The following is a 24000-nucleotide window of genomic DNA, read 5'->3' as shown; positions in this document are numbered from 1 at the left end:
GGCAGTCTTATTACTGCCGGCTTTTTTTAGGAATTAAAGCGGATATGATGACGCGGTCACAGACGTATTTTACTCGAGAAAAAACGTCTTTTGGTGACACCATATAACAAATTTTTAGAGGGGGGATGGAAATATGGTCAATTGTGCTGACTTACCTGTACTTGAACTGAAGGTGCCGGAAGAAGGATTAAAGCTGGATTTGGTTCTTCAGCCTAAAGAGCAAGAAGATGGAGAGCCCCAGTATTGGCCTTTGTTTAATGCAGATAACCCGGAAGAGCATTTCGGTAATATGCACTTCAAAATCCACAGGGGCGCAGTATTGACTCTGGAGGTAACTCTGGATCTGTCACAGGTGCCTGGCCGCGAGTTGGAGTTTGTTCGTTATCGCCAGAACCAAAAGCTAGATGGTCTTATTGCCCTGAGCCCGGATTTTCGCCACCAGTTCCGTGCGCGCGCTCAGGCAGTGGACGGTGAATACACTAAGTTGATAATTAAGGTTAAGGATAGAGAAGATATTCCCGATAACTTCTCTTTCCTGTGGATGTGTGTAGATGCGGAAACCGGTGTGCATTTTGTCTCTGGTGATCCTGAAGTGGGAATTGACCCCTATCCAGTTAACCTTGACAATGTGTGATAGATTAGGGCTCTTTACAGATAGTTTGTAATACTTGCTCAGAGGTTTGGGGTTGGGAACAGAGCTTTTTGAATGCCGGTAAAGCAAACCACTCTACTCCCATCCCCTGAGCTATCAGCTCTTCGCTATAATAATTTGCTGACCGCCACTCTTCGGAGAGGGTATAAATCAGTGCGGCAGCATATTTTATATCGGTATCTTCCGGGGTTTCCTTGAGTAAGCGATTTAAGATTGAAATGGCCTCGGCGGGTTGCTTTAAATTGGCTAATGCAATCGCTCGATATCTACGTAGGCTCAAGCTTGTAGTATCAGAGGTGAGCTGTAAAATCTGTTCATATTTTTTTTCTGCCAACTCATGCTTTCCGAGCATTTGCAGGGATTCCGCGCTTTGATAAAGTGCGCGGAAGCTATTTGGTGAAATAGATAGCACTTTTTCCTGTTGCTTCAGTGCCCCAGTATAGTCCCCCTGTAGGAAGTAGATAGCCCCCAGGTTGCTCTCTGTGGTTATACTGCGAAACTTCTCAGGGATTTTAAGGGTAACTTTTTTCGCAAGTTCAAGATTGCCTTGTTCTAGCTCAATTACGGCAAGTATAGAGTAGGCTGACCAGAATTCGGGATTGATCTTAAGAAGCTTATGTATGGTAATACGGGCAGCATCATAATTGTTCAGTCGTACTTGGTTTATGACAACTAGGTACAAGTTTCGTGTCGAGGGGGTTAGGTCCGCAGCTTGTTCAGCATAGAATAGACCTTGCGCATAATCTGCTTGGGTGTAATGAAATCTGGCGTACTCTGCGAGCAAATGTGCTGACGGGTACCCTTTTGCCTGTAGTTTCTTCAGTAAGGCCTCGAACCCCTCTTTATCTGAACTGGTGGACTTTATGTACAGCTGTGCTTCTAAAATAGCTGTCTTATCCGCACCGGAAGCCTCGGCACCAGCCAGAATTCCAAGTGCGGAAGTTAACAAGCTAGCATCGTTTTTTATTAAGTATAGAGTGGTAGCGATGTGTGCATGTAGAGAGTATAGGTTTGAGTTTTTTGGATATTTACCGATCAGGTTCTTAGTTGCTTCTAAATCTGCGATTTCTGGTGATATTTTGATGGACCTATAGGCAATATCAAGATAATGATTGTAATCTTCTGGCGTCATTCGGGTTTCGAGACCAGATTCTTTATGGTATTTGCTTGAAAATAAATCTATTGCGCTATCCCGAATAGAATATTGGGACTCCTGCCTGTGTTGGTAAGGCAGGAAAACAAAAGATATTTGTTTTTTTACTTGCTTATCTGTCGGGTTAATTAGCTGTATCTCAATATTACAGCGCTGCTGTGCACAGTCCAAACGTGCTGCTAGGGCATCAGTAATACCGCTGTCACGCGAAACTCGCAAGTACTCCTCTAAGTTAGTTTGTCTTCTCCAATCTATACTGACTAAAGCACTAGATTTAAGGTGGCTTGCGGAACTCATAAGCGCCTGGCGCACCATCGCCGTTATCAGCGTGTCCTCAACCTGATCAGTTGCCTCCCCTCTAACTTCAACTGGAAGTACAGCTATATACTTGGGGGGGAGTTGAGAGTAAGTTTGCCAGCCCCAAACAGCGGCAGCGCCAATAATAGCGAACCCAGTCATTAATAGAGCAAGGCGGCTGCGTTTCTTGCGCGGCTTGATTAGCAGCTGGGTCACAGTTTCAGAGTACTGTTGAGTGGATGCATCAATACCGTGATGGCGGACTAGGGACAGGGCTTCATAAACGTGTTGGGCTGAATCCGGGCGCTGACTAGGCTGCTTGCTCAGCAACCTGTCCAGTAGAGCTATCAGTGGCTTCGGGATTTCAGGCCACTGGGTTTGTGGTGGTATATGCGCGGTATTACAGATTTGCTGGGCAAAGGCCAGTGCGTTTAGTTCGCCTCGCTCAAAGGGTTTGTTACCGCAGAGTAGTTCATAGGCAATGCAGCCAAAGCTGAAAAGGTCACTGCGGGCATCCAGGGTTGCACCTTGCACTTGCTCTGGGGACATAGCTTGGATGCTTCCCGCAATATGGTCCTCGCGAGTTAATTGCTGGTCGCAATCCAGGGCCTTGGCAATACCGAAGTCGGTAATCTTCGCTACACCATCAGTGGTGACAAGGATATTCTCTAGTTTTAGATCACGGTGAATAATACCAAGAGAGTGGGCCTTGCTAAGTCCCAGACAGATCTGCATCAGTAAGTCGAGTTTCTCTGCCAGAGTTGCGTCATTTTCGCGCAGCCACTCCTTAAGAGTAACACCTTCAACCAGCTCCATTACGAGAGCTATGCCATTCTCTTCCTCAATCACATCGTACAGACGCACAATATTGGGGTGATTCAAGCGGGCCAGTAGTTCAGCTTCACTGCGGAAGCGGGCCTCAGCAGAGTTACCGCTCAAGTCGGAGCGGAGGCGTTTTATGGCAACTTTTCGTCGGAGTTTGATATCCTCGGCCAGGTAAACGACCCCCATCCCACCTGCACCCAGGGTGCGCTCAACCCGATAACGGCCTTGATATTCCTCAGCTTTCTCCAACGCAACTACGTCCATTGTATTCTATTCTTCTCGGATGGATGGGGGATTTTACCTGATAGTACAATTTCGTGAAGGCATCTGTCGCCTTGTAAAGGGAAATGGTTCACGTTATTCCATACTGTTTGAATTGTTTTTGCTCTATTAGGTGTCAAGCCTACTGGAGCATAATAAAGGGTGACTGTAACGTAAGTCACTAAATTCAGGACTCATACAAAGGTCTTCAAAGCCAGTGGTGGTGAACCAGACTGGGTGAAGTCCCAATTTGAGCGCTTTGCGTATATGCGCTTTAGCGGAGAAGGTATCGCCGCTCGCCAGGTAAATCTGTGCCTGGGTAAAATTCACATAGATGTTATCCGGGGCAGATCGCTTGACCTTTAGCAGGCTCTCCATGGCCAGATCGTGGTGTCCCAACTCTGTATGGGCTTTGGCGCGTAGTAGCAATCCACTCCAGTCTGTTTGTTTATCGGTAAGCTTCAGCGCATGTTGCGCAAGCTTTTGTGCTCTTGGGTGGTCATTTTGGGTCCGTGCTATTTCTGCGAGCAGAAGGAATGCATCTGTATCCTGCGGGCTTTCTTCAACTACTTGGTTGAGGCACTCGCTACTATCGGTCAGGAGATGTTCAATATAAAAGGCTAGGCATAAATTGAACGTATCTTGCGTACCTAGGTTTTCGATACCGAGTTTGCCTAACCATTGAATGGTGGCTTTCGGGTTTCCCTGATCTAGCTCATTGGCCGCCAGTAGGGATACGGCATCGGTATAATTTTTATTCAGTGCTATAGCCTGGAGCAAATACGGCTTTGCCCCTTCCATATCGCCAATTTGTGAGAGTATCCGGGCTTTTTGCCGAAGGTATGTGGGGCTGGTGCGCAGTTGCAGGGCGCGATCAATGGCTTGTAGGGCTGGCTGGTACTGTTCCAGGCGTAAGTTGGCACTCGCTCGCAAGTAGTAGTAGTGGGCCTGGTCCGGCAAGCTAAATTGCAGTTTGTTTAATAAATGTTCAATTCTGCTGGCGTCGGCCAGATAGATTGCCAGGCGCATTTGGGCGATAAGAATACTTGGGTCCTCAGAAATTTCACTGGGGACCTTATCCAGAAGCTCTTTAAAGCGGTCTAGCGAGTCTGTGACCCGGTAATGGTATTGCTGGATCATTACCAGATCACAAAGCAGTTCATAGTAAGGTGCAAAGTAGGCATTCTTGCCGAGAAGCCGCTCAACAGTTTGTATATGCTTACTTACATTGGCTTCATTGTGGCGCTGTTCCATAACCTGCAAATAGGCGGCATAGTCCCGCTGGCTAATTTTATTGCGGGAGTGTTGTCCCTTGCTGGGATGTGATGGCATCAGAAAGTTAAGCTGCTGCATAATTCGCGCTCGGCTTTCCAATGGAGAGTTCAGTTCCAGCTGCGTATTCTGACTGGCAATGACGGCAAGTCTCTCTGTATCAATCAACTCCAGTGATGCATCACATAAAAGTTGTTGGCAGGTAAGTGACGCCTTGAGCAGTAGCTGGGCATCTAGCGCGCGGGCCTGTTCTTTGAGTGAGGTATTGCCCAATAGTGCTGATTCGTCTGTGGGCACCAGTAACAAGCCCGCTCTGCGGGACAGGTCCTGTTTTACCGCGCCCATTAAATTGCTGGCCAGTAACTGTTCTTCTTTGCTTTGCAGGCTTGAAAAGTTGGGCTCGATAATGCCGATATATTGACTCTTCTGTTCGGTTGGCGGGGAAAGTGTGAGCCTATGGAAAGCAAAACTAATCGCAGTGAGGGCCACTATGCAGACTGCCAGGGAGGCTCCAACTATGAGGTTGCGGGCTCGGGATTTTCTCTTCTGATATAAGTGCAACTCTTCAGTAGTGACGGTGGTGGCACAGGTTTCAGATGGGAGTTGCTGGGGAGACAGTTGGGCCAGTAAGCACCCCAATTCCTCGCTAACCGCGCTGGCGCTGATCGGCCGTTTTTCTGGCTTTTTAGCCAGGAGCTTGTCCAGTAGCTTACTGATTGCCGCTGGCAGTTCAGGGTTCAGCCGTTTTGCCGGCAGGTGGGGGCTATTGATAATACGGTCGACAATCACGAAAACGCTTTCGTGGCTACCAAAAGGGGGCTGGCCGCACAGTAGGGTGTAGGCGAGCATGCCAAAAGCAAATAAGTCGGAACGATTGTCGAGTGTTTTGCCCTGAGCTTGTTCAGGAGACATGGCGCAGCAACTGCCAGAAATCTGCTCTTCCCTGGTGAGGTCGTGGGGGTCTATCCAGTTTTTAGCGATACCGAAATCTGCGATCTTGGCAATATTGTTGCCATCGACCAAAATATTATCGGCTTTCAGGTCGCGATGGATAATACCGGCTCTATGGGCGCTGGCGAGCCCCGCACTGATTTGCCGCAGCAGCTGGATTTTTTGGTATAGATTGGGATTAAACTCCCGCGACCAAATACCAAGCGAACGCCCTTCGACGTACTCCATTACCAGGGCCATATTGCCCTCGCACTCAACCACATCGTAAACCTGAACAATATTACTGTGATTGAGTTGTGCGAGTAAAAGAGCCTCCTGGCGGATTCTCTGTGAGGTGGAGGCGTTCTTGCTATTGCATAGGAGGCGTTTAATGGCCACAGGGCGGTTAAGTTGCTCGTCCCGTGCCAAAAAGACAATACCCATGCCCCCAGAGCCAAGGTGTCCTATTACCTTGTATCGGCCTATATAAAACGGCAATTGCTCTGAAGTCATGGATTTTGTTGCGTAGCTCTACTTGTGTTCTCCGCCCTCCTTGGCAGCGTTCTCATATACTTGGGGCCTGCGTATCACTGTAGTGATCGCTCCAGTGTGGTATTAGGCCTCTTCGAGTTGGGTTTTAGCTTCCAGCTGGGCGCCTTTGTAAATTTCAAATATGGGGCAACCTAAACGGATCTCCCAGGAGCGGCGCTCAACCAGATTTGAAGTATCTACAGCATCGGGCAGGGATTCCGAGATTTGCTTGCGCGCGCGGAAAATCTGCGTGTTCAGGTGGTTTACGGTGATACCCAGTTCGTGGGTGGCCACCTGAATCGAAACCCAGCCCTGGGAGTCTGGATCTGTGCCCTTTTGCTGGTCCTGTACGCGGGCGCGGGCCAGGTAGAGCAGCAGGTAGTTGTGTATCCTCGCGGGCAGGGATTGCTGCATCCCCTCCCGTTGCAGTTGTAGCTGTACATGTTCCTCGTGGGAGCTCACCGAGAATTTCAGCTCAAAGTCGACAATAGACAGCTGTTGCAGAGACAGCTCTTTCGTTGCGCCTTGGTTATCCGCGAGGAAGAGCTGCCAGCTGTGCAAGCCACAATCGATGCGATCACCATGGTTGATCAGGGTCTTATCACCATCCTCGGCCGAGGGACCGGTGAACTCGTACAGCCATTGCCCGGTCAGGGGGCTGTACTGCAAGCTGGCGAGGGGTTCATTTTCGTCCGGGAGCAGGTGGTATTGCTCTAGCGCTTGGGCTTCCCCTGAGTGAATATCGATCAGCAGGTTCTCTGGCGCGTCGAGGTTCTCAACAATCCAGGCGGGATTGTTCGCCCGTCCAAAAGCGATTTTGTCACCGGTTTGCAGTGGATAACTTTTCGCCGGTACCAGCTGTTGGCCATTTAGCCAGGTGCCATTGCGGCTCAGGTCGCGAAGGTTCCAGTGTGTCCCGGTCCATTGCACAGCGGCATGTATTCCGGATATTTCAGCGCTGGTGATTCGGGTATCCACAGCACCCTGCCGGCGCCCAATGGTATGGTGCGCCATTAAATAAACTGGTTGATCCCTATCCGGATGCTGTAAGCAAGCCATATTCCTACCCTTCTGCCTTGGCCAATCCAATGCTGGCCTGATTGTGACAAACCCTACTCAATTCGGAGTGCTAGTTTACTACCATTCGCGGCGACAGCTTCCCACTGCTTGAGAAACCAGTTACTGGGCGAGCCGATTACCGGGGCGCGGCGTTGCCTTGTTGCCAGTCTCAGAGGGGGCTCCGGTATTGAGCGGTTAAGTCACTAAAAGATTTTTCTTTTGTTACCTTCCCTTTATATCTGTCTCTGCTTATAGAGGGAACGGCATAAATATCGATGATTGTTTCTATTTTCGCTGAAAAGCTATGCCGCCGTCAAAAATCTCGAGCTCCTTTTCTTGCGGTTAGGTGTGAACCGGTTAAGATTTTTATCTTCCCTGTTACCTGCTTGCTGGCTTAATACTGGTGAGAGTGTTTGTCGATTACCCTTTCTTGTGTCAGCGGTGACGCAATATATTTCATTATTATGCACCTTTACTAGGCCGACTTTTACTCCTCCCTTGGCTGGGAGGGGGTTAACTTTTATTGAAAGTCAGCCTCAATTGTAAAAAGAAAGTCCATTATTTATTACCAGGTTGGCACTTTTAACCAGTTGTTTGTCATTGTCCAATAGCTTGAGCTGCTGTATTTGCTTTCACGTACCATTTGCACAATTTATTTAGGTGACATTTTATCGCTAAGGAATCCGCAATTAACGGCGCTTAAGTCTGCTGTGAAAGGTTTGGTGAAAATTTTATTTTTCACCCCATATGGGAGTGTTTGTAGAGCCTTCGCCTGGGTTGCCGTGTAGCTATTTTACTGGTTGCCTTGTGGAATCGATTCGATGAACTGAGCGATAGGTGCGGTATGTCGTTTTCCTCAATGACTGGACTGGTATGAATGGCTGGGGCTAAAGCCTTTGTATGGTTTTACTTTGGTAACGACAGTTTGCAGTGTGACTTATGCGCTACTCTTAACCTTTGGAAGTTAGCGGTTACAAACTTTTAAAGCTTAATTGGTGGATTGTATCTCCCCCGTACAGTTCCCTTTACTACAGGCTCTTGAGTTTCCAAATCTGTCCACTTGATTAGGTACTTTATTTACTCAGCGGCGCTCGGCGTTTATAGCTGTGACTAGAGTCGACAGGTGCTATCTATTTACCTACTGGTTCGGCAGATATTTGCTATGGCTATTGCAGGCAGGGCTACAGGGGGCAGAGTTGTTTTGGTGAGGTATTGAAAGTTTGTCGGATACGGCTGAGGTGTAAGAGAGCCCGGTTGGTGTGCCCGGGCTCAGAAGGGCAGTGCTTTCGCGTTTAGATGCGGATACCTTCGATATCCAGAATCATCTCAACTTTTTGCGAGGCCGGGCCCAGGGACTTGATGCCGAATTCTTTCAGCTCAAACTCGGTAGTGCCGCTGAAGCCCTGGCGGTAACCGCCCCAGGGATCTTTACCGCCACCGATATTGGTCACATCAATGGTGATCGGCTTGGTGATACCGCGCAGAGTCAGCTCGCCATTGAGGCGGGCCTTGCCGTCTTGCAGGGGTTCAAAGCTGGTGCTCTTGAAGGTGGCAGTGGGGAACTTGGCAGTGTCGAGGAAGTCATCGCTGCGCAGGTGCTTATCTCGCTCAGCGTGGTTACTGTTCAAGCTGGTTACATCAATATTGACATTGATGGAGGATTTTTCTGGCTGCTTTTCATCGTAAGAGAAGGAGCCGCTAAAGTCATCGAAGCGACCATACAGCCAGCTGTATCCCAGGTGTTTGATACGGAACTGCACAAAGGCGTGAGCCCCTTTGGTATCGATCTTGTATTCCGCTGCTTGAGCTACAGTCCCCATCAGGGCTGCAATCAGAAATACAGAGAGCTTCTTCATATCGCTTTTTCCTTATTTAGTGGTTGAGAGTGTGCTTTGTAGGTGTGAATGATCGTTTGCTGGGTCTTTTGCACGGATACCCAGGATTCTGCGCAGTGTGGCATCGCGGTCGATAAAGTGGTGTTTGAGGGCCGCCAGGATATGCAGCACTACGAGCCCAATAAGCCCCCAGGCGAGGATTTCGTGAATAGATCCCGCAATGTCTTCCTGATTGGGCAGCCCCTGTAGGGTTGCGGGGATGCTCGCTATACCGAAGACCTCGATCGGGCGGCCATCGGCAGTAGAAATCAGATAGCCGGAAACCATGATTGCCAGCAGTAGTAAATAAATCAACCCATGTGTGGCGCTGGCCGCGAGTTTCTGCCAGCCCGGGGTTTTCGGGCTGGCCGCTGGAGATGGGTTGGCAAAACGCCAAACTAGCCTGAAGGCCAGCAGTGCAAATAGGATAACCCCTACCCCTTTATGGATTTCTGGGGCTTGGCGGTACCAGGGATCGTAGTAGGACAGCTGGCGCATCCACCAGCCGAGAATAAAGGTCCCGATGATCGCAGGGGCCATTATCCAGTGGAGGGTGATGGCTACCCAGCCGTAGCTTGAGGAGCTGTTTTTGGCCTGCACGTCTCTCTCCTATTGGTAATGCGTCGCACTTGGGTTTGCCAGGTGCTGCTAGGGTACAGCCTTTGGGCCCTGGCACCAATGGGGAGTTCCTGAGTATGGGAAAAGAATCAAAGATAGCGGAGGGAGTGGCAGTTTATATTTGATGTCCCGGAGAGCCCTGGCGCTCCGCTGCCTGGAGGATGCGCTCACAAGACAGGCGGTCCAGAGAGGCCGAGCGCTGCGCCAGTTGGTCTGCCAGCCAACCGGTGGAGTGCTGTTCATGCTCAAGGGCCAGCTGCTCCAGCTGCCAGATGACCTTCAGTAAGGTCTCTCGCTCAAACCCCATCTCGCTTCCCTGGCTGGTAAACAGCTGGGGCTCCAGCCGCTCCAGATCGTTGCGCCTGAGCATTAACTCGGCATAGGTAGGGTACCAGCGGCTGCTAAAAGGCTCAGGCCGCTGAGGGTAGTCGAAGGTGATACGCAATCGGTTGCCACCGGCATCCTCAAGCAGGGGGGTATCCTGCTCATAGGCGGGCAGTGCTGGGTTGTTCCGCAAAATATCCACAATAGCGTGCCAGCTACTGGCGCTTTCATAGCAGAGCTTTACGGGTTCGAGCAGCTCCCGGGTTTCCCTGCGGTTTTCCAGGGAGAGTTTTTGTCCGGGGCGGTACCAGTAGAGATCGAGGCGCTGCTCATCGGCGAGGTCTGCGAGATGCGCACTGGTAAGCGGCTCTTCGGACAGGGCGCTCAAGTGGGCAACGGCCTGCTGTACACTGAGCCACTGTTTGCGGTGGAAATGTTGCTTATTACCTGGAATTCCCATTCTGCTCTCCCGGCGCAATTTTACGACCTGGAGTTCCTAGTTTAGCAGGGCTTGCCGCCACCCCCGTCAGTATTGTGCCTTTGCTATGCCGGGGGCAAAAGTTGACAATTCAAGACTGCAAGAGGGGTAGAATGGCACTTTTCCTATCGAAGGCTGCCGAGCATGAGGCTATTTGCTGGTTTTTTGTCACTGTTTTTATCTGTACAGGTGTGTGCTGATATCTCCCCTGTCGCACAGAAAACTGCGGACTACGCGGTCGAAAAATATGAAGGCGCGATGACCGATACACTGGCGCAGCTGGTTCAGTTTGAAACTGTCGCGCGCGAAGGTGTGCCCCTGGCAGATAATCGGGCCTTTACCGAGTTTAAGCGGGCTTTAAAAGCGAAAGCCCGGGAACTCGGGCTGGAATACCAAGACCACGGTTATGTTCTTGTTGTCGCTTTAGGCGAGGGCGATGACAAGGTGGGTATTGTGACTCACGGGGACGTACAGCCGGCCAATCCGCAAAAGTGGCAGATGAGCCCATTCGTACTGGATCGGGAGAGTGAGCCCGGCAAGTTGATCGCCCGGGGCAGCGAGGACGACAAGGGACCCATCGCGACAGCGCTCTATGCGATGAAGGCGATCAAAGACCAGCAGGTGTCAATGAAACGCCGGGTTGAGCTATTGATTTACTTGGCTGAGGAATCAGACTGGACGCCCTTTAAAACCTTCCTAAAGACCTACCCGATACCCGATTACAACATCACCATTGATGCCAGCTATCCGGTGGTCATTGCCGAAAAAGGCTGGAGCGAGATACAGGTGACGGCCAACAGCGAATTGCCGGCATCTTATAGTGGCCCCTACTTGGAGGGCTTTAGTGGCGGCTACTTCCGAAGCCAAGTGCCGGATCATGCTCAGGTCACGCTTGTTAACCCCAAAGAAGCTCAGATAACAGCGATACGCACCCGCGCTGAAAAGCACCGGGAACTCGAATTTGAGTTCGTCGCTGTTGAAAATGGTTATCAAATCACCGCCAAAGGTCGGGCAACTCACAGCTCCGAGCCCGAGCATGGCGTGAATGCGATTGCCTACCTGGCCGATATTTTGAGAGGCCATAACTGGCCACTGAATCAATCTGGAACCCTTGTTCACTACCTGAATGACTTAGTGGGTACCGGCATTTATGCCGAAAGGTTTGGCAATATCGCTTACACCGATGACTTTATGGGGCCGATGACGGCAGCCGTGACTATGGTCAAGGACGGTGAGCAGGGGCTGACCAGCTTTTTGAATTTGCGCCGCCCCACAGGAAAGAGTGCGGATCAGTTGGAGAGGGAAATACACTCGGCACTGGAGCGCTGGCAGGGGCGTCGGGGAGTCGCATTGGGCGAGACCAAAGTTACCCTGGGAACGCCCTATCGAGTTGATAATGCCCCCCATGTGGAGCCATTGTTGGATGTATTTCGTCACTTTAGCGGTATTGAAGAGGCGCAGCCGGTTTCAATTGGCGGTTCAACGAATGCCAAACTGCTACCCAATGCGGTAAGCTTTGGTCCCTCAATGCCAGGTAAACCCTATACCGGGCATTCTGAGCATGAATTTATCAGCGTTGATCAGTTTCGCATGAATTTAAGAATGTATACCGCGATGCTGATTGAGATCGGTAACTTATAGGTCGTATTACAGATATAGTGCGATCGGGGGAGTTTGCTGGATTTCGTATCGGGTAAACTCCTCTATAACACAACAATAAATGGGAGGGCTCAGGTCTGTATTTTGCTCCTGAGTACCCCCCTCTAAACAAATAGAGAGTTCGATGTTCAATTTTCTCCCTTCATTTTTTCTTTTGTTACTATCTTCATTACTGTTGGCTGCAAATACGCTTGTGTGCGGGATTCCCGTATTGCTCTTTGCTTTTTTTCGCTTAATCCTGCCATTTGTTTTCTTGCGAAGGTTTTTTACTGAGTTTTTTATTTTCTGGGCGGAAATGTGGATAACCCTGAATAAAGGCTGGATGTCTCTGACCCAAAGAGCTCAATGGGATATTGAGGGTATCGATAACCTGGATAAAAATGGCTGGTATCTGGTAACTGCCAACCACCAAAGTTGGGCGGATATCTTTGTGATGCAGTCAATTCTTAATCGTAAAATTCCTATGCTTAAGTTTTTTATTAAGCAGGAGCTGATTAAGGTCCCTGTGATAGGGTTGTGTTGGTGGGCGCTGGACTTTCCTTTTATGAAGCGCTACAGCAAAGAATACCTGAAGAAGCACCCGGAAAAACGCGGTCAGGACCTCGAGGCAACCAGAAAGTCTTGTGAAAAATTTAAACTGATGCCCACCAGTATTATGAATTTCCTGGAAGGGACAAGGTTCAGTGAGGAGAAGCATAAGAGGCAGCAATCGCCATTTAAGCACCTGCTGAAACCAAAATCCGGTGGCATAGCCTTTGCTATGCACTGTATGGGAGAGCAGTTAAATCAATTGCTGAACGTCACCATTGTCTATCCGGACGGTGTGCCGAGCTTTACTGATTTTCTCTCCGGAAAATTAAAAAGAGTGGTGGTCCGGGTGGAGCAGATTCAGTTGCCCAGCCGATTTTTTGAAGCGGACTACACCAGCAATCAGGAGTTTCGTGTGGAATTCAATCGTTGGGTCAATAACTTGTGGATAGAAAAAGATGCCTTGATTGATAAGTTGCTGACAAATAGCAAGACCTGAGTTAAGTGCTGAGAGAGGCTTTATAAGCCTCTCCAGGTTGAACAGTGCGTACGGCGACTATAGCCAAATTGGAAGCTGCGCCCGAATTTCTTCGGGCTCACATGCCACCAGATTTTTTCCGGTTTCTCCTGCAATGGTTGCCCGGGTTGGTGTTTTCAGTACATCTCTCAGGCTGCCAACCATATAGGGTTCCGCGACAATATACAGTTTTTCGTATTGACCCTCCTGTCTTCCCCTCTCCAGGGTGTGCGCGATTTCCCTGGCGAAGTTCTCCCCACTGCGACGGTGTAGTGCCGCAGAGTTGCCAACCGAATGCCTTCCCTGTCCATGGCTATCGAAACTGCGTCCGGGAGCGTCACTCTCCACATCTCTACCGGAGAGGCGCGATTCTGGGTGGAGGAGAGCCTGGATTTCATTGAGATTTCCCGCGCGTTTGTTGGCTTCGAAAATTCGCGCTTGGGACTGGTTAGCCACAAGGACCCATGCTAAAGCCATAAGCCTATCCTCGTTTAACTGCCTTCTTTAATCCTAGTCAATGGGGCTATTGGCCACGAACCCGGGTTGGGGAATACCCCCGGATGATAGAGGCGAGGGTGTGTTTTATTTTATAAATAAACGAAATATAAAAAATCCTATCTATTCCTTTTGTAATGGTTTTTATCGGCATTTAATCCATCCGTTTGTCACAGTATTTCCTAGAATTTACTTAAGATGTAACGGGCGCAAGATCGGTTCACTAAATTTTTCTGGTGCCATTTGTGTCTTGAGTAACAAGAGGTTGTGGATATGAGTCTAATCCCCAGAGGTTCCCTATTAGACCTCGACAATATGTTTGAACAGATGCTCTCACCCAGCCGCGCCATCGGTTCTGAGCGCGAGGGGTTCTTTTCTCCGCGTATCGATGTGAGTGAACGCAAGAATATGTATGAGATTAGTGCCGAGCTGCCGGGAGTGGGTAAGGATGATATCAGTGTAACTCTGGAGAGTGGCGTCCTGACGTTGGAGGCCGAGGTGCACCGTGAAGTTAAGGAGGAAAAGGAAGGCCGTGTACTTCGCCAGGAGCGCCGTTACGGCAAATTCTTGCGCAGCTTCAATCTTGGTGAAGATGTTCGAGAAAGTGAGATTGATGCAAATTTCAAAGATGGCATTCTCACTCTAACGGTACCAAAGCATGAGGGGCGCCCGCCACAGAGAAAGCGGATTGAAGTGCACTGATTACTGGCGTAAAGAGTGCAGGGGATGACTTTCACTCTTTGTGACCGCTGGCTAAAGAGGCTTGACTGACCTATGAAAGTTAAACACGCAATGCATGGGGGCGCCACTTGGTGTTCCCCGGATACGCCATTACAGGAATTGGCCAAAATTTTACGGGATGAAGATATTGGCGCTGTGCCCATCGGTGAAAATGACAGACTGGTGGGTATGGTGACCGATAGAGATATTGTCTGTCGCGGTGTGGTTCAGGGAGGCAATCTCGACTCACTGTCTGCCCGGGATGTTATGACCGAGGGCATTGAATGGTGCTGGGAGGAGGATGATCTCCTGTCTGCAGTACACAAAATGGAGCAGCAGCTGTTGCGCAGAATGCCGGTACTCAACAGTGAAAAACGCATGGTAGGTATTCTCAGCTTGGGGGATATCACCAGTGCTATTGCCAGTAAGCAGGGCGGGCAGTTCGCCGCAGCGGTCTCTTCACACCACTGAGCGGGCCATTAATTCACAAGCTCCGCAGTCGCCAATAGTGCGGGCGACTGCGGTCAATATTTGAGCGTTAGTGGGCTTTATTCAGAACTTCCCTAGTGATTGTGTTCATCACCGATCCCGATACTCGGTAAATAACAGCTATTGGAGAGACGTAGAGGAGTAATCAGTCGTATAATCCCCACTTTTTTTGAGGTTACTTATGGCTGTGACTCAGGAGCAGTTGGCGCAACGCAGTGGCAATCAGTGCGAATTGTGTAAAGCAGAAGATGGCCTGGCCGTTTATGACGTACCCCAGTCAGAGGGTTACCCAAATGCGTCTGTATTATTGTGTCAGACCTGTAGGGATCAGCTGGAGAATCCAGCACAACTGGACAGCGCTCACTGGCAGTGCCTGTCAGAGTCTATGTGGAGTACCGAGCCGGCAATTCAGGTGCTGGCGTGGCGTATCCTGAAGCGCTTGTCCGGAGAGACTTGGGCTCAAGATCTCTTTGATATGTTGTATCTGGATGGCGATCTACTGGCCTGGGCGGAGGCCGGGGTGATCCCAGAGGCTGGGGAGTTGGTGATCCACCGGGATAGCCATGGTGTTCAGCTACAAGCTGGAGATAATGTGGTTATTATCAAGGATTTGGATGTAAAGGGCAGCAGCCTGGTGGCAAAGCGGGGGACGGCTGTGCGCGGTATCAGCCTAACCGATAACCCCGAACATATTGAAGGGCGAGTCGAGGGACAGAGAATTGTTATTCTGACAAAGTTTGTCAAAAAGAGCGGCTGATAAGTATCACCAATTTATCTGCATCTGTCTGAAATGTTGAGCATAAGAAAGTTTGCCTTTCTTATGCTCAAAAAATATTTTCGACTTTACTGATTAGCTAATAATTTTTAGCGCAAAGTAGGGCGTAATATTGAAAATGAGAATAGCGATTTTGTACTGGGCCAGATACTGAAAGTATGCCCGGCCCAAATCCTGCTCGTTAAGTGTAAATATTCGTGCGTGCACTCGGGTAATTGGCTTTCTCAGGCAGACAAGCCCGAGAGTGGATAGCAGTAAGATCCCTATATTTATCACCGAAGCCCAACCCAAAAGTAGCGTTAAATTTTCAAGTTCCATAGATGCTTGCCTCTCGTATAAAATCCTTAGGGAGTCTCTGCATACTTCCGTGATGCCACTAGCTTGCAAAAGTTCCCTGGACTTACCTGGGGTCAGGCATTTATCGTCGAATAAATGGTGATCTATCGAGCGGGGACGATTCCGCAAGCCACTCGGCCAGATTATATAATACCGCTATTGTCCACTGTTCCTTTTTTCGCCGAGTGCTAGCACAGGTGAGCGCTGGGTGAGTATCCTTACGGTAGCTTATCAATATTAAAATTTTTGGCGATAGTATTTCATTTTTGCCAATTCTACCCAGTTGCTAGCGTCTCGCTTTGCACCAATAGTGTCGGGGGGCTATGCTGGGCTCCACTGGAGCGAATGACGAAAGGTAGACTTGAAAATGAGTGCAGAAACAATCCGCTGTAAAGCCGCTGTAGCTTGGGGACCCGGAGAGCGTTTGGTTATTGAGGAGGTCGATGTGATGCCTCCGCAACGGGGCGAAGTTCGTGTGAAATTACATGCCACAGGGGTTTGCCATACCGACGCATTTACTCTGTCGGGAGATGATCCTGAAGGGGTGTTTCCGGCAATTCTCGGTCATGAGGGGGCGGGTATTGTTGAGTCTGTTGGAGAGGGGGTGACCAGCGTATCTGTGGGAGATCATGTTATTCCCCTATACACCCCCGAATGTGGCGAGTGCAAGTTTTGTCTTTCGGGAAAAACCAATCTATGTCAGAAGATTAGGGCCACTCAGGGCAAAGGTCTAATGCCCGATGGTTCGACACGATTTTCTGTAGATGGAAAACCGATTTTTCACTATATGGGTTGCTCCACCTTTTCGGAGTACACCGTCCTTCCCGAGATATCGGTAGCTAAAATTAACCCTGAAGCGCCCTCGAATGAAGTGTGTCTACTGGGTTGTGGTGTGACTACTGGCATCGGCGCTGTGACCAATACCGCCAAGGTTGAGGCGGGCTCCTGTGTGGCAATTTTTGGCCTGGGGGGGATTGGTTTATCCGCCATAATTGGTGCCAAGATGGCCGGGGCCTCGCGGATTATTGGTGTCGATATTAATGAGGACAAGTTCCCGCTGGCAAAGCAGCTGGGAGCTACTGAGTGTATCAATCCCAAGGCCTATGATAAGCCGATACAAGAAGTGATTGTCGAACTCACCGATGGCGGTGTGGATTATTCTTTCGAATGTGTGGGTAATGTCAACTTGATGAGGGCTGCGCTGGAGGCCTGTCACAAGGGATGGGGAGAATCCATCATTATTGGTGTGGCTGGCGCTGGGCAGGAAATCAGCACTCGACCATTCCAATTGGTTACCGGGCGCGTTTGGAGAGGGTCTGCCTTCGGTGGTGTAAAGGGCCGCTCTGAGCTGCCCGCTTTCGTCGAGCGTTATCTGGCCGGAGAATTTAAATTGAATGACTTTATTACCCATTCAATGCCTCTGGAGAAAATTAATGATGCCTTTGACTTAATGCACGAAGGTAAGAGTATTCGCAGCGTTATTCATTTCGAGCAAGCTTGATAGGGGCTGTTAAAATGTCGATTGAATTGCTTAGTAGCACCAAGTCATTTGACGGTTTACAGCAGCGTTACCGGCATGAATCCAGTGTGCTCCGCTGCTCAATGGTCTTTTCCATTTTTCTGCCACAGGATGCAGAGGGAAATACACAGCGCAAGTATCCCGTCGTCTACTGGTTATCAGGTTTAACCTGCACGGATGAAAACTTTAGCCAAAAGGCTGGTGCCCAGAGAATCGCTGCGGAGCTGGGAATTATCCTGGTGATACCGGATACCAGCCCCAGGGGAGAGGGTGTGGCGGATGATCAGGGGTACGACTTGGGGCAGGGCGCGGGCTTTTATGTGAATGCAACCCAGGCGCCCTGGAAGCAGCACTATCAAATGTATGACTACATTGTCGATGAACTTCCAGACCTGGTTGAACAGCATTTTCCCACCAGTGGCCGACGCAGTATCTGTGGACACTCTATGGGAGGTCACGGTGCTTTGGTTATCGGCCTGAGAAATCCCCAGCGCTATCAATCGATCTCTGCTTTTAGCCCAATTTGCAACCCGATTGCTTGCCCCTGGGGAGAGAAGGCGCTGGCAACCTACTTGGGGGCAGATGTTCAGAGCTGGGAACAATACGATGCAACTGTGCTAATGGGGCGCGCTATAGAGAAACCCCCGATTTTGGTTTCCCAAGGGGAGCAGGATCAGTTTCTGGAGGAGCAGTTGAGGCCCCACGCCCTGCAAACAGCGGCGGAGACCAGTGGTTATCCACTTCGGATAGAGCGCCATGCTGGCTATGACCACAGCTACTATTTTATTGCTACCTTTATTGAAGAGCACCTCAGATTCCATGCGGATGCTTTATTAAGCGGGCATAGTTGATAGCGGCCCAGGGCAGTGGAGTGAGTCCCTCAGAGAAAATCTGAGGGACTATTTGCCCAAGCGGGGATGTCCTTACTAAAGTAGCATCGGGCAAAGATGTGCGGTTTAGGCTGGATGTATGGGCCTAACGTGTGGCTGCCCGGCACTCGCCAATAATCTCAGCTCTGTTCTGGTCAAAAGTTTGTTCGATCAGGAACCAGCCATTGGGACAGAAACCACTTTCGTTCAGTAGGAGTTCCATTCTCTGTCTTGCAACTCTCTTCACGCTTTTCGGACTATCGCCGCTGGGGCCGCCACCATTATCGGGGCCACCACCACCGGGACCGCCACCACCGGGGCCACCACCACCGGGACCACCGCCACCGGGACCGCCACCACCGGGACCGCCACCACCGGGACCGCCGCCACCGGGGCCACCACCACTCGGAGCACCGCGCCTGCCGCCTTTAGGGCCAGATCCTATGGTGGCCTTATAGGTAAAGCGGCGGTGGCCCAGTTCGGTGATATCTGTAATAAACGACTCAGTAGTGGGGATCTCCGGCGTAGAGCTACAGCCTGCGGCGACGAATACCACAGCGGCAGATGCAAACAGATGGATCTTCACTATTGTTACCCCATGTTTTGATAAAAGCTTAAGTACGACATTAGCTAACCACAAATGTTGGTTAAGCAGAGTAAATATTTGTAAAGGGTGGCTATGGCAGCAGGATTGTTTGCGCTCAACGCTCGGGTGGTGAGGTGCTGCATATCTCAGAGGGTTCCGTTGTAGAATCCCACTACGGTTTGCTATATCCACAATATAGTTGCATTTGCCGGGGGCCTCAGAAATTTGTGATGTCTCTATTGATCAGAGCCATCCACAGTGCGGTGCCACTAGTAGAAAATCTGCATCTTTTAAAAGCGGGGGCATAAGCCGCTGTGCCCGCCCGTTGGGACGGTTCCGAGAGTCGCACTGATAAACGCAATCAGCTAGAGGCCCCTAAGTATTCCCCAGATAGCAACGTGGTAAGTGATTTGCCAACAATATCTAATATAAAGAGTTTCCTCATGAAACAAACACTGCTTACACTACTTGGCTGTACATTTGCAGGAATAGGTTCTGCAGAGCCACTGACCATTGAACGATTATTCTCCGATCCTGCCCTGAGTGGCACCGCTCCCCGGGCTCTGGAGTACTCTCCCGATGGCCAGCGGGTAACTTTCCTCAGGGGGCGAGCGGAAGATTACAACCGCTACGATCTCTGGGAGTACAACCTGAAAGAGGGTCAGTCCCGGGTACTGGTCAACTCCGACAGCCTGCACAGTGGCAGCGAAACGCTTTCGGATGAGGAAAAGGCCAGGCGAGAGCGCCAGCGAATTTACGGCAGTGGCATTATGGAGTACAGCTGGTCAGAGGATGGCCGGGCACTATTATTCCCCCTGGCCGGTGATATCTACTATTACGACCTCAAAGACCGATCTTCGCGCCGGTTGACGGCAACGGAAACCTTTGAAACCGATGTAAAGGTCTCTCCAGAGGGACGCTTTGTTTCATTTATTCGCGATCAGAATATTTTTATTGTCGATTTGCACACCGGTAAGGAAAAGCAGCTGACGAGCGACGGCGATGAACATATTAAAAATGGTATGGCCGAGTTTGTTGCCCAGGAGGAAATGGGCCGGATGAGCGGTTATTGGTGGTCACCGGATGATCGGCATATTGCCTTTCTACAGGTTGATGAGTCTCCCGTTGATCGAGTTACTCGCAGTGAAATTTATGCGGATCACATCGAGATGATACAGCAGCGCTACCCTGCCGCTGGCCGCGCGAATGTGAAAATCCGCCTCGGTCTTATCGATATTGATTCGGGGGATATCCGCTGGATCAACCTGGGAGAGAGCCAGGATATTTATATTCCCCGGGTACAGTGGGCCCGCGACCATCTGTTAACCTTCCAGTGGCAATCCCGCGATCAGCAAAAGCTGGCACTTCGCGCTTATAATCTAGACACAGGGAAAACCCGCACACTGCTGACTGAATCCAGCGACACTTGGGTTAACTTGAGTGACGACCTTTACTTTCTGGAAAACAGTGATGCGTTTATTTGGTCATCGGAGCGGGACGGTTTTAAGCATCTGTATAAATATGATTTAAGTGGTAAATTGCAGGCGCAACTGACTGCCGGAAATTGGGTGGTCGATGAATTGGAGGCGGTTGATGAAAAGAGCAATCGCCTGTATTTCACCGCTCGCAAAGATACTCCCACCGAACGGCACCTCTATGCAGTTTCCCTACACGGAAAGGGGGATATTGAAAAAATCTCACAGCGTAGTGGTATGCACGCTATTGAGTTTTCCGAGGATGCCTCTGGGTATATCGATAAATTTTCCAATGTTAGTACGCCTCCCCAGGTAAGCCTGCACAGCGTCACAGGAGAGAGGGTTACCTGGCTTGAGGAGAACGCAGTCAATCGCGACCATCCCCTTTACCCGTATAAGGATCAATGGATTGCCCCAGAATTTGGCAGCATCGAGGCGCCGCATGGGCAGGCGCTTTATTACCGTTTATATAAACCCGCCGACTTTGATGCGAACAAAAGCTACCCGGTTATGGTGTTTGTCTATGGCGGTCCGCATGTTCAGGTAGTGACCAACAGCTGGGATAAACTGTTTAACCAGTATATGGCGCAACAGGGATATATTGTTTTCTCCCTGGACAACCGTGGTTCCGCCAACCGCGGTACTTCTTTTGAGAATCCGATCTTTAAGAAGATGGGATCTCCTGAGGTAGAAGATCAAATTACCGGTGTTGAATTTTTGCGTACCCTGCCTTATGTCGATCAGAATAATATCGGTATCTACGGCCATAGTTATGGTGGCTATATGACTTTGATGAGTATGTTCAAAGCCGCTGACTATTTTAAGGCGGGGGTATCGGGTGCGCCGGTTACCGACTGGACACTCTATGATACTCACTACACTGAGCGCTATATGGGCAATCCAAATCAGGATGGAGATGCCTACCAGGCCTCTTCGGTATTCCCCTATGCGAAGGACTTGCAGGGTGAATTGCTGATTTATCACGGGATGGCCGATGACAATGTGCTGTTTACCAATACCACCAAACTCGTCAAGCAAATGCAGGATAACGGTCAGCAATTTGAATTAATGACCTATCCCGGCAAGAAACATAGCTTGCGCGGCAAGCAGACTCGTATCCACCAATACAGCATGATTAAGCAATTTTTTGATCGGCATTTAAAGGGGCAGGATTAATGCCCGGCTAACCTGTCAAAGAAAAAACCGAGGCTAGCCTCGGTTTTTTCTTGCTCTGCTATTGGTGTTTACTGTTCTTATAGATGCGGTTGATCAACTCGATCCAGGTTCATCACCTTGCTCCAAGCTTTTACAAAATCTTTAACAAATTTATCTGCGCCGTCACTGGCCGCATAAACTTCTGCTACTGCCCTCAATTCAGAGTTTGCGCCAAAAATAAGATCGACCGGAGTGGCGGTCCATTTCACTTGGCCGCTTTTGCGGTCTTTTCCTTCATAGATTCCCTGTGATTTTGCCGACTTGGACCAGACGGTGGACATATCGAGCAGATTGACAAAGAAATCGTTAGTCAGTGTACCGGGGCGCTGAGTCAATACGCCATTCTGCGAGGCGTGTGTATTCGCATTGAGAGCGCGCATTCCGCCGACAAGCACGGTCATCTCAGGTGCGCTCAGCGTTAACAGGCTGGCTCTATCGACCAATAGCTCTGTGGGTGTCCTTCCGTAACCATCGCCGTAGTAGTTGCGGAATCCGTCGGCCAGAGGCTGTAATACCGCAAAAGAGTTGACATCAGTTTGCTGCTGGGAGGCGTCGCTGCGTCCAGGTGTAAAAGGCACCTCAATTTTGTGCCCGCCCTGGGCGGCGGCTTTTTCAATGGCCGCCGCACCGCCAAGCACAATAATATCTGCCATTGAGACTTTTTTGCCCCCGGGCTGAGCGCGGTTAAACGCCTGTTGGATTTTTCCGAGAGCTGTCAGTACCCGTGACAATTCATTGGGATCATTTACCGGCCAGTCTTTTTGTGGGGCCAGGCGAAGCCGCGCACCATTGGCACCACCGCGAAAATCTGAACCGCGAAAGGTTGAGGCCGAGGCCCAGGCGGTCCTAACCAGATCGGGAACGCTAGGGCCGGCTGCGAGTATTTTTGCTTTGAGGTTATCGATATCCCCACTGTCAATTAGCGGGTGATCCACTTTGGGGATAGGGTCTTGCCAAATTAAATCCTCGGCGGGGACCTCAGTGCCCAAATAGCGCGCGCGAGGGCCCATATCCCGGTGGGTCAACTTAAACCAGGCCCTGGCAAAAGCGCGCTGGAACTCTTCTGGATTTTCATAGAAGCGTTTGGCAATTTTCTTATAGCTGGGGTCGAACTTCAGCGATAAATCGGTGGTAAACATGATGGGCGCGTGACGCTTGTTTTTATCGAAAGCATCGGGCACCAGATTGGCGGCATTGGGATCAGCGGGAACCCACTGAACGGCACCGGCTGGGCTTTTTTCTTTGACCCACTTGAATTTAAACAGGTTGTCCAGATACTGCTGGCTCCAGTTGACCGGAGCCACAGACCAGGCCCCTTCCAGGCCGGATGTCATAGTGTCGCCCGCATTTCCTGTGCCGCACTTATTTTTCCAGCCGAGCCCCTGTTGCTCGGTTGGAGCTGCGGCGGGCTCAGGGCCGAGGCAATCGACTTTCACCGCCCCGTGAGCCTTGCCAAAGGTATGGCCCCCGGCAATCAGGGCTACAGTTTCCTCGTCATTCATAGCCATGCGGGCAAAGGTTTCCCGGATATCCTTGGCGGCAGCCAGCGGATCGGGATTGCCATTGGGGCCCTCGGGATTGACGTAAATAAGGCCCATTTGCACCGCCCCCAGGGGCCTGTCCAGCTCGCGCTCACCGCTGTAGCGCTCATCGGCGAGCATCTTGGTTTCGGGGCCCCAGTAAATCAGATCCGGCTCCCAGTCATCTACCCGGCCTCCGGCAAATCCATAGGTGGGAAAACCCATGGATTCCAGTGCGACATTGCCGGTGAGTACCATAAGGTCGGCCCAGGATAGCTTGCGCCCGTATTTCTGCTTGATAGGCCAGAGCAGGCGGCGGGCTTTATCCAGGTTGGCGTTATCGGGCCAACTGTTAAGGGGGGCGAAACGCTGTTGGCCGCCACGGGCGCCGCCGCGACCGTCGCCAATCCGATAGGTGCCGGCGCTGTGCCAGGCCATGCGGATCATCAGTGGGCCGTAGTGGCCGTAGTCTGCCGGCCACCAGTCCTGGGAGGTTTTGAGTAGTGTTTCGATATCCTGTTTTACCGCTTTGAGGTCTAGGGTTTGGAATTCGGCGGCATAATCGAAGTCGTCACCCATTGGATTGGATCTTGGGGAGTGCTGTCTGAGCGGGCGTAGATCCAGCTGATCTGGCCACCAAAATCGATTGGATTTTGGCTGGCCCTCTACCGCCCCTTCAAGAGTAACCGGGTCAGTAACCACTTCCTCTTGGGTATCTGCGCCATAAACTGGCGCGATAATAAATATTGAGATGATTAATGCGATACCACTACCACTTTTTTTTATGAGCATTGAAAGTATCTCCACAAGACCGCTGATCTATTCCCTGACTCGCTATTTGTTGGATGGTGAAATAGCGGACGTTACTACCTCTGAAGCTATTTTAGATATTTATTCAGTTTTTTACTGGATGGTTAATATAGCTGTCGGATTAATAATATATAAGTTTGCAAATGCTGAGACTAAAAGGAACTTATAAAGTGGATTGATAAAACTAATCAATACGTATTATTTGAAAATATT

The 24000-nt window shown here is 50.3% G+C and carries 19 protein-coding genes; 9 read left to right on the top strand and 10 right to left on the bottom strand.

Annotated features, from left to right (window positions below; all coding sequences use genetic code 11):
* Positions 1-133: 133 nt before the first annotated feature.
* On the top strand, positions 134-634 hold the full coding sequence (locus ACJJIK_RS11905) for a hypothetical protein (protein WP_444928518.1): 501 nt from the start codon (positions 134-136) through the stop codon (positions 632-634).
* A 4-nt stretch (positions 635-638) separates the two neighbouring features.
* On the opposite strand, the gene ACJJIK_RS11900 is transcribed toward ACJJIK_RS11905, so the two are convergent.
* From ACJJIK_RS11900 to ACJJIK_RS11875, 6 genes are all read right to left on the bottom strand, one after another.
* Positions 639-3191 carry a protein kinase domain-containing protein gene (locus ACJJIK_RS11900; protein ID WP_444928517.1) on the bottom strand — a complete coding sequence of 851 codons (2553 nt, stop codon included), beginning with the start codon at positions 3189-3191 and terminating at the stop codon, positions 639-641.
* Between the two features lie 126 nt (positions 3192-3317).
* Positions 3318-5903, bottom strand: a complete 2586-nt coding sequence (locus tag ACJJIK_RS11895; protein ID WP_444942855.1) for a protein kinase domain-containing protein — start codon at positions 5901-5903, stop codon at positions 3318-3320.
* A 102-nt stretch (positions 5904-6005) separates the two neighbouring features.
* Entirely contained in the window at positions 6006-6980 is a 975-nt protein-coding gene (locus ACJJIK_RS11890) for an FHA domain-containing protein (RefSeq protein WP_444928515.1), read from the bottom strand.
* Positions 6981-8272: 1292 nt separating this feature from the next.
* Positions 8273-8836, bottom strand: coding sequence for a YceI family protein (locus ACJJIK_RS11885; RefSeq protein WP_444928514.1), 564 nt, complete (start codon positions 8834-8836; stop codon positions 8273-8275).
* A gap of 12 nt (positions 8837-8848) precedes the next feature.
* On the bottom strand, positions 8849-9454 hold the full coding sequence (locus ACJJIK_RS11880) for a cytochrome b (protein ID WP_444928513.1): 606 nt from the start codon (positions 9452-9454) through the stop codon (positions 8849-8851).
* A 133-nt stretch (positions 9455-9587) separates the two neighbouring features.
* On the bottom strand, positions 9588-10256 hold the full coding sequence (locus ACJJIK_RS11875) for a hypothetical protein (RefSeq protein WP_444928512.1): 669 nt from the start codon (positions 10254-10256) through the stop codon (positions 9588-9590).
* Between the two features lie 162 nt (positions 10257-10418).
* Between ACJJIK_RS11875 and ACJJIK_RS11870 the strand changes: the two genes are divergently transcribed.
* On the top strand, positions 10419-11915 hold the full coding sequence (locus ACJJIK_RS11870) for a dipeptidase (protein WP_444942854.1): 1497 nt from the start codon (positions 10419-10421) through the stop codon (positions 11913-11915).
* Positions 11916-12057: 142 nt separating this feature from the next.
* Positions 12058-12960 (top strand): acyltransferase, encoded by a 903-nt coding sequence (locus ACJJIK_RS11865; RefSeq protein ID WP_444942853.1) that lies wholly within the window; start codon positions 12058-12060, stop codon positions 12958-12960.
* A 57-nt stretch (positions 12961-13017) separates the two neighbouring features.
* Here ACJJIK_RS11865 and ACJJIK_RS11860 read toward each other — a convergent pair whose 3' ends face one another.
* Positions 13018-13455, bottom strand: a complete 438-nt coding sequence (locus tag ACJJIK_RS11860) for a host attachment protein (RefSeq protein ID WP_444942852.1) — start codon at positions 13453-13455, stop codon at positions 13018-13020.
* Positions 13456-13746: 291 nt separating this feature from the next.
* On the opposite strand from ACJJIK_RS11860, the gene ACJJIK_RS11855 reads away from it, so the two are divergent.
* The 3 genes from ACJJIK_RS11855 to ACJJIK_RS11845 all read left to right on the top strand — a co-directional run bounded on the left by ACJJIK_RS11855 (position 13747) and on the right by ACJJIK_RS11845 (position 15439).
* Positions 13747-14175, top strand: coding sequence for an Hsp20/alpha crystallin family protein (locus tag ACJJIK_RS11855; RefSeq protein ID WP_444928508.1), 429 nt, complete (start codon positions 13747-13749; stop codon positions 14173-14175).
* A 72-nt stretch (positions 14176-14247) separates the two neighbouring features.
* Entirely contained in the window at positions 14248-14664 is a 417-nt protein-coding gene (locus ACJJIK_RS11850; protein ID WP_444942851.1) for a CBS domain-containing protein, read from the top strand.
* A 199-nt stretch (positions 14665-14863) separates the two neighbouring features.
* A complete protein-coding gene (locus ACJJIK_RS11845; RefSeq protein WP_444942850.1) occupies positions 14864-15439 on the top strand; it encodes a PhnA domain-containing protein in 576 nt (191 codons plus the stop codon).
* 93 nt (positions 15440-15532) lie between these two features.
* Here the strand turns inward: ACJJIK_RS11845 and ACJJIK_RS11840 are convergent, their stop codons facing one another.
* On the bottom strand, positions 15533-15775 hold the full coding sequence (locus ACJJIK_RS11840; RefSeq protein ID WP_444942849.1) for a DUF6868 family protein: 243 nt from the start codon (positions 15773-15775) through the stop codon (positions 15533-15535).
* Between the two features lie 385 nt (positions 15776-16160).
* Between ACJJIK_RS11840 and ACJJIK_RS11835 the strand changes: the two genes are divergently transcribed.
* Together ACJJIK_RS11835 and fghA are read left to right on the top strand one after the other, a co-directional pair.
* Positions 16161-17294 carry an S-(hydroxymethyl)glutathione dehydrogenase/class III alcohol dehydrogenase gene (locus tag ACJJIK_RS11835; RefSeq protein ID WP_444928504.1) on the top strand — a complete coding sequence of 378 codons (1134 nt, stop codon included), beginning with the start codon at positions 16161-16163 and terminating at the stop codon, positions 17292-17294.
* 14 nt (positions 17295-17308) lie between these two features.
* Positions 17309-18163, top strand: coding sequence for an S-formylglutathione hydrolase (fghA, locus tag ACJJIK_RS11830; protein ID WP_444928503.1), 855 nt, complete (start codon positions 17309-17311; stop codon positions 18161-18163).
* Between the two features lie 124 nt (positions 18164-18287).
* Here the strand turns inward: fghA and ACJJIK_RS11825 are convergent, their stop codons facing one another.
* On the bottom strand, positions 18288-18767 hold the full coding sequence (locus tag ACJJIK_RS11825; RefSeq protein WP_444942848.1) for a hypothetical protein: 480 nt from the start codon (positions 18765-18767) through the stop codon (positions 18288-18290).
* 443 nt (positions 18768-19210) lie between these two features.
* On the opposite strand from ACJJIK_RS11825, the gene ACJJIK_RS11820 reads away from it, so the two are divergent.
* Positions 19211-21418 carry a DPP IV N-terminal domain-containing protein gene (locus tag ACJJIK_RS11820; protein ID WP_444942847.1) on the top strand — a complete coding sequence of 736 codons (2208 nt, stop codon included), beginning with the start codon at positions 19211-19213 and terminating at the stop codon, positions 21416-21418.
* 77 nt (positions 21419-21495) lie between these two features.
* Here ACJJIK_RS11820 and katG read toward each other — a convergent pair whose 3' ends face one another.
* Positions 21496-23769 carry a catalase/peroxidase HPI gene (gene katG, locus ACJJIK_RS11815; RefSeq protein WP_444942846.1) on the bottom strand — a complete coding sequence of 758 codons (2274 nt, stop codon included), beginning with the start codon at positions 23767-23769 and terminating at the stop codon, positions 21496-21498.
* Positions 23770-24000: the final 231 nt, after the last annotated feature.

Source organism: Microbulbifer regidiadema (SeqCode) (genome assembly GCF_052466995.1).
The sequence above is the reverse complement of the archived record's forward strand: the minus strand, read 5'-3'. Positions and strand labels throughout refer to the sequence as shown.

Excerpts from the sequence above, each read along its gene's own strand:
- ACJJIK_RS11905 (WP_444928518.1), top strand. The coding sequence starts at position 134 with ATGGTCAATTGTGCTGACTTACCTGTACTTGAACTGAAGGTGCCGGAA.
- ACJJIK_RS11900 (WP_444928517.1), bottom strand. The coding sequence starts at position 3,191 with ATGGACGTAGTTGCGTTGGAGAAAGCTGAGGAATATCAAGGCCGTTAT.
- ACJJIK_RS11895 (WP_444942855.1), bottom strand. The coding sequence starts at position 5,903 with ATGACTTCAGAGCAATTGCCGTTTTATATAGGCCGATACAAGGTAATA.
- ACJJIK_RS11890 (WP_444928515.1), bottom strand. The coding sequence starts at position 6,980 with ATGGCTTGCTTACAGCATCCGGATAGGGATCAACCAGTTTATTTAATG.
- ACJJIK_RS11885 (WP_444928514.1), bottom strand. The coding sequence starts at position 8,836 with ATGAAGAAGCTCTCTGTATTTCTGATTGCAGCCCTGATGGGGACTGTA.
- ACJJIK_RS11875 (WP_444928512.1), bottom strand. The coding sequence starts at position 10,256 with ATGGGAATTCCAGGTAATAAGCAACATTTCCACCGCAAACAGTGGCTC.
- ACJJIK_RS11870 (WP_444942854.1), top strand. The coding sequence starts at position 10,419 with ATGAGGCTATTTGCTGGTTTTTTGTCACTGTTTTTATCTGTACAGGTG.
- ACJJIK_RS11865 (WP_444942853.1), top strand. The coding sequence starts at position 12,058 with ATGTTCAATTTTCTCCCTTCATTTTTTCTTTTGTTACTATCTTCATTA.
- ACJJIK_RS11860 (WP_444942852.1), bottom strand. The coding sequence starts at position 13,455 with ATGGCTTTAGCATGGGTCCTTGTGGCTAACCAGTCCCAAGCGCGAATT.
- ACJJIK_RS11855 (WP_444928508.1), top strand. The coding sequence starts at position 13,747 with ATGAGTCTAATCCCCAGAGGTTCCCTATTAGACCTCGACAATATGTTT.
- ACJJIK_RS11850 (WP_444942851.1), top strand. The coding sequence starts at position 14,248 with ATGAAAGTTAAACACGCAATGCATGGGGGCGCCACTTGGTGTTCCCCG.
- ACJJIK_RS11845 (WP_444942850.1), top strand. The coding sequence starts at position 14,864 with ATGGCTGTGACTCAGGAGCAGTTGGCGCAACGCAGTGGCAATCAGTGC.
- ACJJIK_RS11840 (WP_444942849.1), bottom strand. The coding sequence starts at position 15,775 with ATGGAACTTGAAAATTTAACGCTACTTTTGGGTTGGGCTTCGGTGATA.
- ACJJIK_RS11835 (WP_444928504.1), top strand. The coding sequence starts at position 16,161 with ATGAGTGCAGAAACAATCCGCTGTAAAGCCGCTGTAGCTTGGGGACCC.
- fghA (WP_444928503.1), top strand. The coding sequence starts at position 17,309 with ATGTCGATTGAATTGCTTAGTAGCACCAAGTCATTTGACGGTTTACAG.
- ACJJIK_RS11820 (WP_444942847.1), top strand. The coding sequence starts at position 19,211 with ATGAAACAAACACTGCTTACACTACTTGGCTGTACATTTGCAGGAATA.
- katG (WP_444942846.1), bottom strand. The coding sequence starts at position 23,769 with ATGCTCATAAAAAAAAGTGGTAGTGGTATCGCATTAATCATCTCAATA.